At 43.4% G+C, this 15,698-nt stretch carries 15 protein-coding genes; all 15 read left to right on the top strand.

The window, feature by feature from the left end:
• Positions 1-13 precede the first annotated feature (13 nt).
• The 15 genes from ACFODW_RS17320 (at position 14) to ACFODW_RS17250 (ending at position 15,683) form a co-directional block, all read left to right on the top strand.
• Positions 14-793, top strand: a complete 780-nt coding sequence (locus ACFODW_RS17320; RefSeq protein WP_390308077.1) for a FliA/WhiG family RNA polymerase sigma factor — start codon at positions 14-16, stop codon at positions 791-793.
• Between the two features lie 9 nt (positions 794-802).
• On the top strand, positions 803-1,210 hold the full coding sequence (locus ACFODW_RS17315; RefSeq protein ID WP_390308075.1) for a DUF6115 domain-containing protein: 408 nt from the start codon (positions 803-805) through the stop codon (positions 1,208-1,210).
• A gap of 270 nt (positions 1,211-1,480) precedes the next feature.
• Entirely contained in the window at positions 1,481-2,248 is a 768-nt protein-coding gene (gene rpsB / locus ACFODW_RS17310) for a 30S ribosomal protein S2 (protein WP_390308073.1), read from the top strand.
• Between the two features lie 80 nt (positions 2,249-2,328).
• The gene (tsf, locus tag ACFODW_RS17305; RefSeq protein WP_390308071.1) at positions 2,329-3,213 is read left to right on the top strand and encodes a translation elongation factor Ts; all 885 of its coding nucleotides are present in this window, start codon (positions 2,329-2,331) and stop codon (positions 3,211-3,213) included.
• Positions 3,214-3,336: 123 nt separating this feature from the next.
• Positions 3,337-4,059, top strand: coding sequence for a UMP kinase (gene pyrH / locus ACFODW_RS17300; protein WP_390308070.1), 723 nt, complete (start codon positions 3,337-3,339; stop codon positions 4,057-4,059).
• Between the two features lie 2 nt (positions 4,060-4,061).
• Positions 4,062-4,619, top strand: coding sequence for a ribosome recycling factor (gene frr, locus ACFODW_RS17295; RefSeq protein WP_390308068.1), 558 nt, complete (start codon positions 4,062-4,064; stop codon positions 4,617-4,619).
• 296 nt (positions 4,620-4,915) lie between these two features.
• Positions 4,916-5,677: an isoprenyl transferase gene (locus ACFODW_RS17290; RefSeq protein WP_390308066.1), complete on the top strand. Its 762-nt coding sequence runs from the start codon at positions 4,916-4,918 to the stop codon at positions 5,675-5,677.
• Positions 5,678-5,692: 15 nt separating this feature from the next.
• A complete protein-coding gene (locus tag ACFODW_RS17285; protein WP_390308065.1) occupies positions 5,693-6,472 on the top strand; it encodes a phosphatidate cytidylyltransferase in 780 nt (259 codons plus the stop codon).
• 88 nt (positions 6,473-6,560) lie between these two features.
• Positions 6,561-7,823, top strand: a complete 1,263-nt coding sequence (gene rseP / locus ACFODW_RS17280) for an RIP metalloprotease RseP (protein ID WP_390308063.1) — start codon at positions 6,561-6,563, stop codon at positions 7,821-7,823.
• Between the two features lie 104 nt (positions 7,824-7,927).
• Entirely contained in the window at positions 7,928-12,211 is a 4,284-nt protein-coding gene (locus ACFODW_RS17275; protein ID WP_390308061.1) for a PolC-type DNA polymerase III, read from the top strand.
• Between the two features lie 158 nt (positions 12,212-12,369).
• The gene (locus ACFODW_RS17270; RefSeq protein ID WP_390308060.1) at positions 12,370-13,233 is read left to right on the top strand and encodes an STAS domain-containing protein; all 864 of its coding nucleotides are present in this window, start codon (positions 12,370-12,372) and stop codon (positions 13,231-13,233) included.
• Between the two features lie 262 nt (positions 13,234-13,495).
• On the top strand, positions 13,496-13,966 hold the full coding sequence (gene rimP, locus ACFODW_RS17265; RefSeq protein WP_390308058.1) for a ribosome maturation factor RimP: 471 nt from the start codon (positions 13,496-13,498) through the stop codon (positions 13,964-13,966).
• 15 nt (positions 13,967-13,981) lie between these two features.
• Positions 13,982-15,100 carry a transcription termination factor NusA gene (gene nusA / locus ACFODW_RS17260; protein WP_390308056.1) on the top strand — a complete coding sequence of 373 codons (1,119 nt, stop codon included), beginning with the start codon at positions 13,982-13,984 and terminating at the stop codon, positions 15,098-15,100.
• 12 nt (positions 15,101-15,112) lie between these two features.
• The gene (gene rnpM, locus ACFODW_RS17255) at positions 15,113-15,397 is read left to right on the top strand and encodes an RNase P modulator RnpM (protein WP_390308055.1); all 285 of its coding nucleotides are present in this window, start codon (positions 15,113-15,115) and stop codon (positions 15,395-15,397) included.
• A complete protein-coding gene (locus ACFODW_RS17250; RefSeq protein WP_390308053.1) occupies positions 15,387-15,683 on the top strand; it encodes a L7Ae/L30e/S12e/Gadd45 family ribosomal protein in 297 nt (98 codons plus the stop codon). Before rnpM ends, ACFODW_RS17250 begins: the two co-directional genes overlap by 11 nt.
• Positions 15,684-15,698 lie beyond the last annotated feature (15 nt).

Below are 15,698 nucleotides of genomic sequence, written 5' to 3'. Positions count from 1 at the left end.
AAGGAGCAAAGGGATGAAAATGAATGACTCTTCCAACGAACAGAAACTATGGGATGCATGGGTAAACAGGGCAGACGAGCAGGCAGCCAACGATTTGATACAGAATTATATGTATCTGGTAAACTTCCATGTAGAAAGGATCGCAAGCCACCTGCCTGGTAATGTTGACAGAAATGATATTACCAGCTTTGGAATGGCCGGCCTATATGATGCACTGCAAAAATTCGAACTGGATCGCAATTTGAAATTCGACACATACGCTTCATTCCGTATTCGTGGGGCGATTATGGATGGGCTGAGAAAGGAAGACTGGCTTCCCCGGTCATTGAGGGAAAAAGCGAAAAAAATTGAGCAGTACAGTAATGAATTGGAACAAAGATATCAGCGCGCCCCTACTTCTGAAGAGATTGCAGGACGGGCGGGAATGACAGCAACGGAAGTAGAGAGTATTACAAAGGATGCGCTGTTTGCTCATGTGTTTTCTCTTGAAGATAAATCTCATAACGGGGGACAGGAGATGAAGGAAGGGATTGGATATACGATTGCGGACAATGAAGCGGGGCGGCCACAGGAACAGCTTCTAATGAATGAGTGGAAGACAGAACTCGCGGAAGGAATAAGGTCCCTTAATGAGAAAGAGCAACTGGTAATAAGCCTATTTTATCATGAGGAGCTGACCTTTACGGAAATAGGCAATGTTCTTGGCTTAACAACATCACGTATCTCACAAATTCATAAAAAAGCTGTATTCAAATTGAAAACCACTCTCGAAAAAATTAATGTATTAGATTAAGGAGTATCTATGTTCTCACTATTATTGATCCTAAGTTTTATGATTCATGCAGTAACCTTATTTGCAATTTATCAATTGTTTAAACGTTTGAAAGAGGCAGAAGCGGTTAATACAGAAGACATTTCAAATTTACTTGACAGTTATTTGCAGCAAATCAGAGAAGAAAACCAGCGGCTGGAAATGGAGCTGGATAAAAGGGAACTATACCAGGGCACCCATTCTGGAACAAATCATGAGGAAGAAGTGCAAGAAGATACGAACGGTGTTACTGATCGTGTGATGGAAGAGAAAACAGAAACATCCTTGCAGTCCAGAATTCTGCTGTTGCACAAGCAAGGGTATAATGCCGAAGAAATAGCTCAGCAGCTGGACTGTGGGAAGACAGAGGCAGAATTGGTGATAAAGTTGCATTCCTGAACTGGAGAATGGTATGTTTCTGTAGTGGAATGCTAGAAGTAGAGGGGATTTTCAACTGTTCCTGAAATTCATCCATTTTTTACTTGAATAAGCAAAGCCGGTATGATATATTAACTTTTGGTGTAAATGCTTTGTTCATGTCGAGAAATATGGACGGGCAAAAAAATACACACGTCCAGTTATTTGTATATCGGGTGCCGCTTTCTAAAGTGGTCTTTGTGCAAAGATGATCTGGACGGAGGAAAAAAACCATTTAGGAGGAATTTATTTATGGCAGCAATATCCATGAAGCAATTGTTGGAAGCTGGTGTACACTTTGGACACCAGACACGCCGTTGGAATCCGAAGATGAAAAAATATATCTTCACAGAGCGTAACGGCATCTACATCATCGACCTGCAAAAGACAGTGAAAAAGGTTGATGAAGCTTATAACTATGTAAAGGAACTGGCAGCCAATGGCGGTACCATCCTTTTCGTAGGTACAAAAAAACAAGCACAGGAGTCTGTTCGTGACGAAGCTACCCGTGCGGGAATGTACTATATCAACCAACGCTGGTTGGGAGGTACATTGACTAACTTCCAAACTATCCGCAAGCGTATCAATCGTTTGAAGGACATTGAAAAAATGGAAGAGGACGGCACATTTGAAGTGCTTCCGAAAAAAGAAGTTGTTAACCTGTTAAAAGAGAAAGATCGCCTCGTTAAGTTCTTGGGCGGAATCAAGGAAATGAACAAGCTTCCAGATGCATTGTTCGTTATTGATCCTCGCAAAGAGCGTATTGCGATCGCTGAAGCTCATAAATTGAACATCCCAATCATCGGCATGGTTGATACTAACTGTGACCCGGATGAAATTGACTATGTAATTCCATCTAATGATGATGCTATCCGTGCCGTTAAACTTCTTACTTCCAAAATTGCTGATGCAGTACTGGAAGTGAAGCAAGGCGAAGAAACAGCTGAAGTGGAAACAACTGAAGCACCAGAAGCTGCGGAAGCCGATCAGAAGGCTGAAGCAGAATCAACTGAAGCATAATTCTTGTAAAAGGTGAGGGTGATAAGAGGATAAGAGCCTTTTATCACCCTTTTTTAACAATTATATAAGGAGGAATTCATATGGCAATCACAGCCAAATTGGTTAAAGAACTGCGTGAAAAAACTGGGGCAGGTATGATGGACTGCAAAAAAGCTCTTCAGGAAACAGATGGTGACATCGACAAAGCAATTGACTATCTTCGTGAGAAAGGCATCTCCAAGGCTGCCAAAAAAGCGGATCGCATTGCTGCAGAAGGTTCTGCACACATTGAAGTAGACAACAATACTGCCGTTATCATTGAAGTGAACTGTGAAACTGACTTTGTAACGAAAAACGATCAATTCCAGCAGCTTCTGCCTGAACTGGGTAAGCATATCCTTTCTCAAAAGCCGGAAACTGTGGAAGAAGCACTTCAGCAAAAATTGCATGGCGAAGGCGAAACACTGGAAGCTCATCTAAATGCTGTAATTTCTAAAATCGGTGAGAAAATCTCCCTCCGCCGCTTTGCATTAGTGAACAAAACAGATAATGATGCTTTCGGCGCGTATCTTCATGCTGGCGGCCGCATTGGTGTTCTGACATTGCTTGAAGGAACACAGGACGAGGAAGTTGCCAAGGATGTTGCTATGCACATAGCAGCAGTAAACCCTAGCTACGTATCTCGTGACGAGGTTGCTGAAGAGGAAGTAAACCGTGAGCGTGAAGTTCTCAAGACACAGGCGCTGAACGAAGGCAAACCAGAGAAGATTGTGGAGAAAATGGTGGAAGGCCGTCTAGGCAAATTCTTTGAAGGTATTGTGCTGCTTGAACAGGACTTCGTTAAAGATCCGGATCAGAAAGTGAAAAAGTACGTAGAAGACAAAGGCGCTTCCGTTAAGTCCTTTATCCGTTATGAAGTAGGAGAAGGAATGGAAAAACGTGAAGAAAACTTCGCTGATGAAGTGATGAGCCAAATCAAAAAGTAAATAAAACAGGGAATAGGGGACATTTAATGTTCCCTATTTGTCCATAACCAGCTAATTTTCTAAATTTCCTGGTTTATTTTAATCGACAGTCAGTATATTAATATCATTTCCATGGAGGTTACTATGACAACAGCTCGTTACCGTAGAATTGTGCTTAAACTAAGTGGGGAGGCCCTCAGTGGTGAGCAAGGATATGGCATTGAACCAAAAATCATCCAATCTGTAGCGAATCAGGTGAAAGAAGTTGCCGAGATGGGGGTTGAGATAGCAATTGTTGTCGGTGCGGGCAACATTTGGCGCGGAAAAGTCGGCAGCGAAATGGGTATGGACCGTGCAACTGCTGATTATATGGGAATGCTGGCAACAGTAATGAATTCTCTTGCATTACAGGATGGGCTCGAAAACATGGGCGTGGAGACCCGTGTCCAATCATCCATTGAGATGCGGCAGGTGGCAGAACCTTACATAAGAAGAAAAGCAATTCGCCACCTACAGAAAAAGCGTGTGGTGATATTTGCAGCAGGAACAGGAAATCCATTCTTCTCTACGGACACGACAGCTGCACTGAGAGCAGCCGAAATCGAAGCGGAAGTAATTCTGATGGCGAAGAACAATGTGGATGGTGTTTATACCGATGATCCGCAAGTTAATAAAAATGCGGAGAAATATGATAATCTTTCCTATATGGAAATGCTTAATGAAGGACTGGGTGTCATGGATTCCACTGCATCCTCGTTATGCATGGACAACGATATCCCATTGGTGGTATTCTCTATTACTGAAGAGGGTAATATCAAAAGGGTCGTCGAAGGCGAATCAATCGGAACTACTATAAGGGGGAAATAGTCATGTCAGAAGCAATCATAAAACAAGCACGTGAAAAAATGGAGCAGGCAGTCCAAGCCTTCTCCAGAAACCTGGCTACTGTAAGAGCGGGCAGAGCCAATCCAAGCATTTTGGATAGTGTCTATGTGGATTATTACGGTGCTTCCACTCCACTCAATCAATTGGCCAGCATCTCTGCTCCGGAGGCAAGGCTTTTGATGATCACACCGTATGACAAATCTGCACTGCCTGAAGTTGAAAGAGCAATTCAAAAAGCAGATTTGGGACTTTCTCCGAATAATGATGGAAATGTCATCCGTATCAACATACCAGCCCTGACGGAAGAACGGCGCAGAGATTTGGTGAAGGTTGTCGGCAAATATGCAGAAGAATCCCGTGTGCAGGTTAGAAACGTCCGCCGCGATGCCAATGACCAATTGAAGAAGGCGGAAAAGAATGGGGAACTTACTGAAGATGAATTAAGAGGATCCCAGGACAAAGTGCAGAAAGAAACGGATAACCATATTGCCAAAGTCGACCAGCTTGCAAAAGACAAAGAAAAAGAGATTCTGGAAGTATAAAACATATTGACTTGCAATAAGTTATTAATAGCCCTCTTGTTACTAAGGGGGCTTTTAATTTCTTTCCGAACTTCAAAGCATACTCCCTTCAGAATATCAGTGATGCCAACTTCTTCTGTATTACAAACTCATTCATGAAAAATCACTTTGTATTCTTCTATGAAAATAGATATAATTAGTTAGGGTTTTAATGATATAATGGTGATTCATCCAATCCCCGGGCCCCTTTTCCTCTTCTCGGGATAAAAGGCTGAAGGATTGCATATGGATAATCAACAGCATTCGGAGGACAAAACATGTCAATGAAACTTCCTTTTTTTAAGAAAAAACAAACCGAACAGAATGATGAACAAGACCCGGAGAACATGCCGGAGCATGTTGCCATCATCATGGACGGAAACGGCCGTTGGGCAAAGAAGAGAGGACTTCCGCGCATCGCGGGGCACCGGGAAGGTGTTAAAGCGGTAAATAGAGTGGTCAGGGCGGCCGCTCAGTCGCACGTAAAAGTACTTACCTTGTATGCTTTTTCTACGGAGAACTGGAAAAGGCCAGCTTCAGAAATAGAATTTCTTATGAAACTGCCAAAGGAATTTCTTCATGTCTATCTGCCGGACTTAATGGATAATAATGTACGTGTAGAAACCATTGGAGATATTCAGGCGCTGCCGGCACATACGCAGGAAGCCGTTACATATGCCAAGGATAAAACAAAAAATAACGATGGATTGTTATTAAACTTTGCGTTGAATTACGGTGGTAGATTTGAAATCATGCAGGCAGTCAAGCAGATGATGGCCGACCTTGATTGTTCCACACTGTCCATTGACTCAATTAATGAAGAAACGTTTGCAAACTATCTGTTTACACAGGGTCTCACCGACCCGGACCTGTTGATCCGAACAAGCGGTGAACAGCGGCTGAGCAATTTTCTGCTCTGGCAGCTGGCCTATACAGAATTATGGTTTACTGAGACTTATTGGCCGGATTTCGATGAAGGTATATTCAATCAGGCTCTCGGTGACTATCAGCAGCGGAAAAGGCGATATGGAGGTATTTAAGGTGATGAAAGGTTTATGAAACAGCGCACAATCACAGCAATAGTGGCAATACTGATCCTGCTGCCATTCGTCATCTTTGGAGGCTGGCCATTTGTCACCTTTGTATACATTTTAGCCACCATTGGGTTGGCGGAGTTAATGAGAATGCACCAAATCAACTTGGTTTCGCTGCCATTTGTTCTGGCGGCAGGGCTATTATGGATGATATTGTTCCCTTATTGGAGCGGGACAGCTTGGCTGACTCAGACGGAGATCATTATGCTGTTTGTTCTGTTGCTGCTATCCTATACAGTGTTGGTGAAAAATAAATTTACTTTTGATGACGCAGGCTTTATTCTTTTGTCCGTCCTATACGTAGGAACCGGCTTTCTGTTTTTTATTGAAACACAAAAAGCTGGATTGGATTATCTGCTATTTGCCTTATTTATCATTTGGGCAACAGATACCGGAGCGTACTTGTTTGGCAGAAAGTTTGGCAGACGGAAGCTGTGGCCGAAAATCAGTCCAAATAAAACAGTGGAAGGGGCCCTGGGCGGGATATTGCTGGCATGTATAGTAGCTGTTTTCTTTCAGCTGATCCACCCATTCTCTTTTTCCATGGCTGTTGTATTGGGGGCAACCATACTTGCATCTATATTCGGTCAAGTCGGGGACTTAGTCGAATCAGCTTTTAAACGCCATTACGGTGTCAAAGATTCCGGAAAGATTTTACCCGGCCATGGAGGGATATTGGACAGGTTTGACAGTCTGCTCTTTGTACTTCCTCTACTGCATTTCATTAATTTTATTCAATAAGGCGGGCTGGGAATTTTCATAGGAGTCAAGAGTTTGTTGGATATGGGTTTCGGATTACCGGCCATATACCCTCAGGGAGGTGTACCAATTGACGACAGTTATTGCTTTTATACTTATGTTTGGCCTGCTTGTTTTTGTCCACGAGTGGGGGCATTTAATTTTTGCGAAGCGTGCCGGAATGCTTGCGCGTGAGTTTGCCATCGGTTTTGGTCCAAAGGTCTTTTCCTTTACCAGGAATGAAACATTATATACCATTCGTTTGATTCCTGCTGGCGGGTATGTGCGTGTAGCGGGAGAAGATCCGGAAATAATAGACCTCAAGCCGGGTCATCACATTGGGTTGGAGTTCAATGAGGCGGGGAATGTAGAAAAAATCATTGTTAACAATAAATCCAAACATCCTAATGCCAGGCCGATGGAAGTAGAAAGAGTGGACTTGGATCACGAACTGGTCATAGAAGGATACGAAATTGATGAAGAGGATCAGAAGCTCCGATTTGATGTAGATCCTAAGGCTTTCTTTGTCATGGACGAGCGCGAAACACAGATAGCTCCATATGACCGCCAGTTTGCCTCCAAGACAGCAGGACAACGGGCAATGCAGTTGTTCGCCGGCCCCATGATGAACTTTTTACTGGCGATTCTGCTGTTTATAGCTATAGGACTTGTACAGGGAATACCAGTAGAAGAAGCGAAAATGAGCGAAGTACAGCCGGATAGCCCGGCAGAAGAGGCAGGATTCCAGCCTGGAGATGAGGTCGTTGAAATTGAAGGAAATTCTGTCTCCACCTGGGAGGAGTTCACTTCAATCGTTAGGGAAAATCCGGGTCGGGAGCTTTCCATGACAGTTGTAAGAGACGGCAATCAAGAGACAGTGACGGTGGTTCCGGCTGAAGTGCCTATTGAGGGACAAGAGCCAATCGGCCAGATAGGTGTCTACCAAGCTTTCGAAAAGTCTTTCCTGGGGACATTTGAATATGGGTTTACACAGACCATTGAGACTACTCAAACTATCTTGACTAACCTTATGATGCTTATAACCGGCCAGGTTTCCATTGAACTGCTGTCAGGCCCTGTAGGCATTTATGATGCCACCGACCAAGTGGTCCAGACCGGCTTTATGAACTTTTTGATGTGGACGGCCATATTGAGTGTCAATCTAGGTGTGGTTAACTTGGTGCCACTGCCTGCACTGGATGGTGGACGTTTAATGTTTGTAGGGCTCGAAGCAATACGGGGCAAGCCAATTGCACCCGAAAAAGAAGGTGTTTTTCATTTTATTGGTTTTGCTCTGCTTATGTTATTGATGATCATTGTTACGTGGAATGATATACAGCGTTTGTTCCTCTAGAACATAAATAACACGCAGGACTTTTTAGAAACCCTTGTCTAATAACTGGCAAGGGTTTTCCATCATTACAGCTGCTTTTCTCAGCTGATGCAGGAGGGGATATTATGGATATTTCAAAGAAAGAAAAAATGGATGTATTATTGGAGCAATTGCAAATCCCACTGGAATATAGAGGCGATTACTTTGAGGGGGCTTATTTGGACAAGCTTGAAGTTCATAAAAGTAAAAAGGCTTGGCATTTTTATATTCATGTGCCCCGGGTGCTTCCTGTGAATATTTATCAGCTCTTTTTCGGCAAGCTGAAAGAAGAGTTTCAGCAAATGGCCAATATAGACCTGACAATTGAAGCGGAGGATAAAAGCTGCGGGGAAGAAACCATTTGTAGTTACTGGAGCACCTTTATCCAATCACTCACCAATCTATCCCCGGCCTATAAAGAGCTTGTCCACCAGCAGAAACCTTCTATTAACAATAATAAAATTATGTTAACTGCCAGAAATGATGCAGAGGCCAATGCGCTTAAGAAGCGTTTGGAAGAAAGTTTCCGCCAGTATTGCAGCAAGGTTGGGGCGGCTTCCTATTCACTGGAGGTTTCCGTTAAAACGGAAGAAGCGGATATACTTAAATTTAAAGAGCAAAAAGCCATGGAAGATCAGCAAGCCGTGCTCAAGACAGTCCAGGAAAAAGAAAAACGTGATAAGAAGAAGTCTTCTCCTGAGGATAAGCCGCTTATGCTAGGATATAAAATTCAGGACGAAGCTATACAAATGGAAGAAATACAAGAAGAGGAACGCAGGGTAACCGTCCAAGGTTATATATTTGATGCAGAGGTCCGCAAGCTGCGTTCCGGAAGAAGCCTCTTGATTATAAAAGCTACCGATTATACGGATTCCCTTCAGATAAAGATGTTCTCCAAAGGGGAGGAAGATGCCGAGAAGTTTGATGCTGTTAAAAAAGGGATCTGGATAAAAGCCAGAGGAAGCATTCAAACAGATATGTATACTAATGAGCTGGCAATGATGGCAAACGATATACACGAAGTTAAGGTAGAGTCTCGAAAAGATGAAGAAGCCGATAAGCGTGTAGAGCTTCATGCTCATACAACGATGAGCCAGATGGATGCGGTGGTATCCCCCGGTGCATTGGTGTCCAGGGCTGCTGAATGGGGCCATAAGGCAGTTGCCATTACCGACCATGCCGGGGTTCAGGCATACCCAGAGGCACATGCTGCTGGAGAGAAAAATGGTATAAAGGTTTTATATGGGGTGGAAGCCAATCTGGTGGATGATGGTGTTCCGATTGCTTATAATGAGCAAGACCGGAATCTGGCATCAGAGACTTATGTAGTTTTTGACGTGGAGACTACCGGACTCTCTGCTGTGTATGACACCATTATAGAGCTGGCAGCTGTTAAAGTGCATGATGGGGAAATTGTCGACCGGTTTGAATCCTTTGCCAACCCGCATCATCCGCTTTCCCAGACGACCATCGACCTGACAGGTATTACAGATGATATGGTAAGGGATGCTCCAGAAGTCGAGCAGGTATTGAAAGAATTCCATGAATGGATGGGCAATGACATTCTTGTAGCTCATAATGCAAGTTTCGATATGGGATTCCTCAATCAAGGGTTTAAACGGATTGATTATGACAAGGCTGCAAATCCAGTTATTGATACGTTGGAATTGGCAAGATTCCTGTTTCCGGAGCTGAAAAACCACCGGCTGAACACCCTTTGTAAGCACTTGGATATTGAATTGACCCAGCATCACAGGGCAATTTATGATGCTGAAGCGACTGGTTATCTGTTATGGAAGCTAGTTCAACGGCTGCTTAACAGAGATATATTGAATCATAAGCAGCTGAATGACCATATGGGGGAAGGGAATGCATACCAACGTTCCCGGCCATACCACTGTATACTGCTTGCAAGAACACAAGAAGGACTTAAGAATATTTATAAGCTTGTTTCCCATGCCCATATCGATTATTTCTATCGTGTCCCACGTGTGCCGCGTTCCCTGCTGCAGAAATTCAGGGAAGGCATTCTTGTTGGATCGGGCTGTGATAAGGGTGAAGTTTTTGAAACCATGATGCAGAAGTCCGCGGAAGAAGCTGAAAAGGTGGCCGAGTTTTATGATTATATAGAAATACAGCCGCCTTCCAATTATACTCATCTGATAGAAAAAGACTTAGTGCAAAACGAGGCTCAAATATTAGACATCCTGTCCAAACTGGTGGACATGGGCAGTCGGTTGAACAAGAAAGTGGTTGCTACCGGAAATGTTCATTATATTGAGGATCACGACAAAATGTACCGGCAGATTCTGATTAGTTCACAGGCCGGCAATCCGTTGAACCGTCAGACTCTGCCCGACACTCCTTTCCGTACAACCGGTGAGATGCTTGAATGCTTCCATTTCCTTGGGGAAGAAAAGGCGAGGGAGATCGTTATTGATAATACGAATGCAATGGCTGATGAAATTGATGAAATTTCACCAGTGAAGGATGGATTATATACACCTACAATTGAAGGTGCAGAGCAGGAAATCAGAGATCTTTGTTACAACCGGGCCAAAGCAATATATGGCCAGGATGTACCAAAAATTGTAGTGGATAGGCTTGAAAAAGAATTGGAAAGTATTATCGGAAACGGATTTGCGGTTATCTATCTAATTTCCCAGAAACTAGTGAAAAAATCCTTGGATGATGGATACCTGGTTGGTTCCCGGGGGTCAGTAGGGTCTTCCTTTGTCGCTACCATGACAGAGATATCGGAAGTAAACCCCCTTCCTCCTCATTATGTCTGTATGGAGTGTCATTATAATGAATTTATTACGGACGGCTCTGTAGGAAGCGGCTATGACCTTCCTGATAAGACCTGTCCGGAATGTGGAGAGGAACTAACAAAAGATGGCCAGGACATCCCTTTTGAAACATTCCTTGGTTTCAAAGGAGATAAGGTTCCGGATATTGATTTGAATTTCTCAGGCGCATATCAGCCGACAGCCCATAACTATACCAAGGAACTGTTTGGTGTTGACAATGTATACCGTGCAGGTACTATTGGCACTATTGCTGAGAAAACGGCCTATGGTTATGTAAAGGGCTATGCATCCGATAACCAGCTTGTCTACAAGAATGCTGAGGTTGACCGTCTTGTCCAGGGCTGTACTGGCGTGAAAAGGACTACTGGGCAGCATCCCGGTGGTATTATTGTTGTTCCTGATGATAAGGAAATTTTTGATTTCACACCAATTCAGTATCCTGCCGATGATCGGAACAGTGAGTGGAGGACCACCCACTTCGACTTCCATTCCATTCATGATAACCTTCTGAAATTGGATATCCTGGGGCACGATGATCCAACGGTTATACGTATGCTTCAGGATCTTAGTGGAATTGACCCGAAGACCATACCGATAGATGACCCCGAAGTGATGAAGATTTTCTCGGGCACCGAATCGCTTGGTGTAAGTCCAGAGCAGATCAACTGTAAGACCGGTACACTTGGTGTGCCGGAGTTCGGAACCCGTTTTGTGCGGCAGATGCTTGAAGATACCAAACCATCCACATTTGCCGAACTGGTTATTATCTCAGGGCTTTCCCACGGCACAGATGTATGGCTGGGGAATGCACAGGACCTGATTAATGATGGGATATGTGAGTTGCCAGATGTTATCGGCTGCCGTGATGATATCATGGTCTATCTCATGCATAAAGGGCTGGAAGCATCGCTTGCCTTTAAAATCATGGAATTTGTCCGTAAAGGGAAAGGCCTTCAGGATGAGTGGATTACAGAGATGAAAAACAATGGTGTGCCTGACTGGTATATTGAATCCTGTAAGAAAATCAAGTATATGTTCCCGAAAGCCCATGCTGCGGCATATGTATTGATGGCAGTGCGTATTGCCTATTTCAAAGTGCATCATCCAATACTCTTTTATGCAGCTTACTTTACTGTCAGGGCTGGCGACTTTGAATTGGATACCATGGTGAAGGGCTCGGAAGCAATCAGAAAACGCATCGAAGAAATTATGGCCAAAGGAAATGATGCTTCTCCAAAAGAAAAGAGTCTGCTGACTGTTCTTGAAGTCAGCTTAGAAATGGCTGAACGGGGATATTCTTTCAGTAAAGTCGACTTGTATAAATCCAGTGCCACTGAATTTATCGTAGAAGATAATCAATTGATCCCTCCATTCAACGCAGTAGAAGGGCTGGGAACCAATGCTGCTCTCAATATAGTGAAAGCCAGGGAAGAAGGGGAGTTTCTATCTAAAGAAGACCTTCGTGAACGAAGCAGGATATCTAAGACGGTACTGGAGTATCTTGATAATCATGGCTGCCTGGAAGGAATGGCGGAAAAGAACCAATTATCTCTCTTCTGATATGAGGGACTCTTGCTTAGCTTTACCAGATGGGTGTTAAGTCCTTTCTGTTAAGGTAGCAAGGTTGAGTATGCTATAATACTTCATGCGATTATATATAGAACTTACGGGCTACGGAGAGTCCATAATAGAAAAACATGCTGAAGGATGTGGCTATCGTGGGAAACAATTTTGATGATAAGGGTGTTAAGGAATTTATACAGGAGAATAGGCAGGATTTTGAAAACAGGTTGTTGTCCGAGGCGGTTAATGTACGGGATAAGATTGAAGAAATCAAGTTGGTTGGCAATATCAATCTCATTGAAAACGCACATAAACTGGTCCTGTACATAGTCGAACAGAAGCATCAAGAAGTGGTCGACTTTGGAAAACAGGAAGGAATCGCCTGGGCAAAGAATCAATTGACTATCGCTTTCAAGCTTGAATGGGTGCAGACCATTCGAAGAACTCTATGGCATTTCCTTGCCAAGTTCGATCAGGAAGAGGGGAATAGGTTCAACAGTGAACAATTTTATGATATGGAGTATAAAGTAAACTCATTGATGGATGAATTCTTTAGAAGTTTTTTCATCCATTACTCCAGATATAAGGACGAGCTGATTGAATCCCAGCGACAGTTGGTAGAAAATTTGTCTGTTCCAATCATTCCCATATCTTCTTCTGTAAGCATTCTGCCGTTAATAGGAACCATCGATTCCTACCGTGCTACTATCATTGAAGAAAAAGTGCTGGTAGAGGTAGGGAAGATGCGGGTAGAAACACTTATTATGGACCTTTCCGGTATAGCGGAGATGGATGTAGAAGCAACCCAGCATTTCCTAAAACTTCTGGATGGTCTTTCCATGATGGGATGCAAAGCTATCGTTACGGGGCTGAGACCTGAAGTGGTTACGAGCATTCAAGAAGTGGACATGGATTTCAGCAAGAAAGTAGAAGCAAGAGGAACCCTGCAGAAAGCCCTTGAGAATTACTACCACCGGAACACAACCACGGAAGATAGAAACTTATCAGACTTGGTTTAAAAAACAGGTGGACGGGTTATAATATTATCGGACTCCCCAAACTTGCATCATGAAAACCATTATGATATAATTTTTTGGTAAGTAATGATACGAACGGCTAAAGAGTGGGCAGATACCCACTCTTTCTTCATACTTCGACCTGACTTTGAGTTACCCTTCCCCCTTGCCACATCTCCAGGCAGGGGTTTTATATTGTTAAGGCGGAAAGGTAGCAATCGTTTGGGACAGTATTTGATGATATTGAAATGAAGGAGGATATATATTGAGTTCTCAAGTAGTTAATACAACCGAAGACTTGATCCAACCCATTCTGGAAGAGAGGAACTTGGATCTGGTTGATATAGAATACGTAAAAGAAGGCAAGAATTGGTTTCTCCGTGTTTATATCGATAAAGCCGGAGGGGTCGACATCGCAGAATGCGGAGAAGTTTCCGAAGAACTAAGCAATAAGCTCGATGAAGCTGATCCAATCAAGGAAGCATATTTCCTTGAAGTGTCTTCCCCCGGTGTTGAGAGGCCGTTGAAAACAAAGGAAGACTTTGCTGCTAATATAGACAGCAATATTTTCGTGAAGCTGTATGAGCCGATAGACGGTAACAAAGAGTATGAAGGAATTCTAACCAGCTTCACTGGAGATGTAGCAACGGTTGAATATAAGGTGAAAACAAGGAAGTCCACGGTGGAGATACCATTTGATAAGATAGCAAAAGCAAGGCTTGCTGTTACGTTTTAAAGGGGGAAAATAAAAGTGAGCAGTCAGTTGTTTGATGCGATTGATTATTTAGCGAAAGAAAAAGGTATTGATAAAGAAGTGCTCATGGAGGCATTGGAAGCTGCACTTATCTCTGCATACAAGAAAAATTTCAAGTCTGCGGGAAATGTCAGGGTCGAACTTGATGAGGAGTCAGGTAAAATGGCTGTTTACTCAAGAAAGACTGTAGTAGAAGATGTGGAGGATCATCAGCTTGAAATTTCCTTGGAAGAGGCTAAGAAGATTGAACCGAATTATGAAGTGGATGATATCATTGAAGTAGAAGTAACCCCGAAAGATTTCGGGCGTATCGCTGCCCAGGCTGCAAAGCAAGTGGTAACCCAGCGTGTACGGGAGGCAGAACGCGGTGTCATCTTCAGTGAATACTCCGACCGGGAAGACGATGTAATGACAGGGATTATTCAAAGAAAAGATCCTCGTTTTGTATACGTCAACCTCGGAAAGATTGAAGCGAAACTTGCCGAAGCAGAGCAGATGCCTACAGAGGAATACAATATACATGATCGCATTAAAGTGTATGTAACCAAAGTTGAAAATACCAGTAAAGGTCCCCAGATTTACATTTCCAGATCCCATCCCGGCCTACTGAAGCGTTTATTTGAAATGGAAGTACCGGAAATTTATGATGGAATAGTGGAAATTAAGTCTGTTTCCCGGGAGGCTGGAGACCGCTCCAAGATCTCTGTCCATGCCCCTGATCCAGACATAGATCCGGTCGGCTCATGTGTTGGGCAGCGTGGACAGCGGGTACAGGCTATCGTCGATGAATTGAAAGGTGAAAAAATCGATGTCGTGGAATGGTCTGAAGATCCAGTGGTATATGTCTCCAATGCCCTGAGTCCGTCCAAGGTAGTCGAAGTGCTGGTGGATGAAGAAGAGAAAGCCACCACAGTTATTGTGCCTGATTATCAACTATCCCTTGCAATAGGGAAACGGGGTCAGAATGCTAGGCTCGCCGCAAAGTTAACAGGCTGGAAGATTGATATCAAAAGTGAAACAGAAGCAAGGGAAGAAGGCCTCTTAACAGACTCAGAAGCAGCAGAACAGGAAGTGGATGAGACTTATTCCGACAATGAAGAAGATTTGTTTGAATAAGGAGGAAGTCTTATGGTAAAGAAAAAGAAAATACCTCAACGAAAATGTGTAGTTACAAATGAAATGAAACCGAAAAAGGAATTAATTCGAATTGTACGTAATAAAGAGGGAGAGGTATTTGTAGATCCCACCGGCAAAAAGAATGGACGCGGTGCCTATCTTTCCAGGGATATGGATGTAATTATCAAAGCGGAAAAGTCCGGGATACTCAATCGCCAACTTGATGCTGAAGTGGATGCTTCCATATATGAAGACTTAAAACAGCTTGCCGGCGAAGGTAGCAAAAATGAAAAATAATTATTTAAATATTCTTGGATTGGCCTTTCGAGCAGGGAAATGTTCCACCGGTGAAGCCATCATGAAGGATATCAGGCAGGGGAAGGCGAAGCTTGTCATCCTTGCCGGTGACACAGGGCCTCAAACAAGAAAAAAGATTATGGATAAATGCAAGACTTATGGAATACCGGTCGCAGTAGTGGATGACAGGGAAACAATCTCCCACGCGATCGGCAAGTCCCAAAGAGTAGCTGTTGCTATTTTAGATGCAGGGTTTGCTGATAAAATTAGATCGCTGCTCGGGTAATAAATTCGGGGGTGA

Source organism: Virgibacillus sediminis (genome assembly GCF_042643265.1).
Lineage (GTDB): Bacteria > Bacillota > Bacilli > Bacillales > Amphibacillaceae > Virgibacillus_O > Virgibacillus_O sediminis.
Note: the sequence above shows the minus strand (reverse complement) of the source record. Positions and strands in the feature narration are given on the sequence as shown.

Coding starts and splice junctions, on each gene's coding strand:
- ACFODW_RS17320 (WP_390308077.1), top strand. CDS start 14: ATGAAAATGAATGACTCTTCCAACGAACAGAAACTATGGGATGCATGG.
- ACFODW_RS17315 (WP_390308075.1), top strand. CDS start 803: ATGTTCTCACTATTATTGATCCTAAGTTTTATGATTCATGCAGTAACC.
- rpsB (WP_390308073.1), top strand. CDS start 1,481: ATGGCAGCAATATCCATGAAGCAATTGTTGGAAGCTGGTGTACACTTT.
- tsf (WP_390308071.1), top strand. CDS start 2,329: ATGGCAATCACAGCCAAATTGGTTAAAGAACTGCGTGAAAAAACTGGG.
- pyrH (WP_390308070.1), top strand. CDS start 3,337: ATGACAACAGCTCGTTACCGTAGAATTGTGCTTAAACTAAGTGGGGAG.
- frr (WP_390308068.1), top strand. CDS start 4,062: ATGTCAGAAGCAATCATAAAACAAGCACGTGAAAAAATGGAGCAGGCA.
- ACFODW_RS17290 (WP_390308066.1), top strand. CDS start 4,916: ATGTCAATGAAACTTCCTTTTTTTAAGAAAAAACAAACCGAACAGAAT.
- ACFODW_RS17285 (WP_390308065.1), top strand. CDS start 5,693: ATGAAACAGCGCACAATCACAGCAATAGTGGCAATACTGATCCTGCTG.
- ACFODW_RS17275 (WP_390308061.1), top strand. CDS start 7,928: ATGGATATTTCAAAGAAAGAAAAAATGGATGTATTATTGGAGCAATTG.
- rnpM (WP_390308055.1), top strand. CDS start 15,113: ATGGTAAAGAAAAAGAAAATACCTCAACGAAAATGTGTAGTTACAAAT.
- ACFODW_RS17250 (WP_390308053.1), top strand. CDS start 15,387: ATGAAAAATAATTATTTAAATATTCTTGGATTGGCCTTTCGAGCAGGG.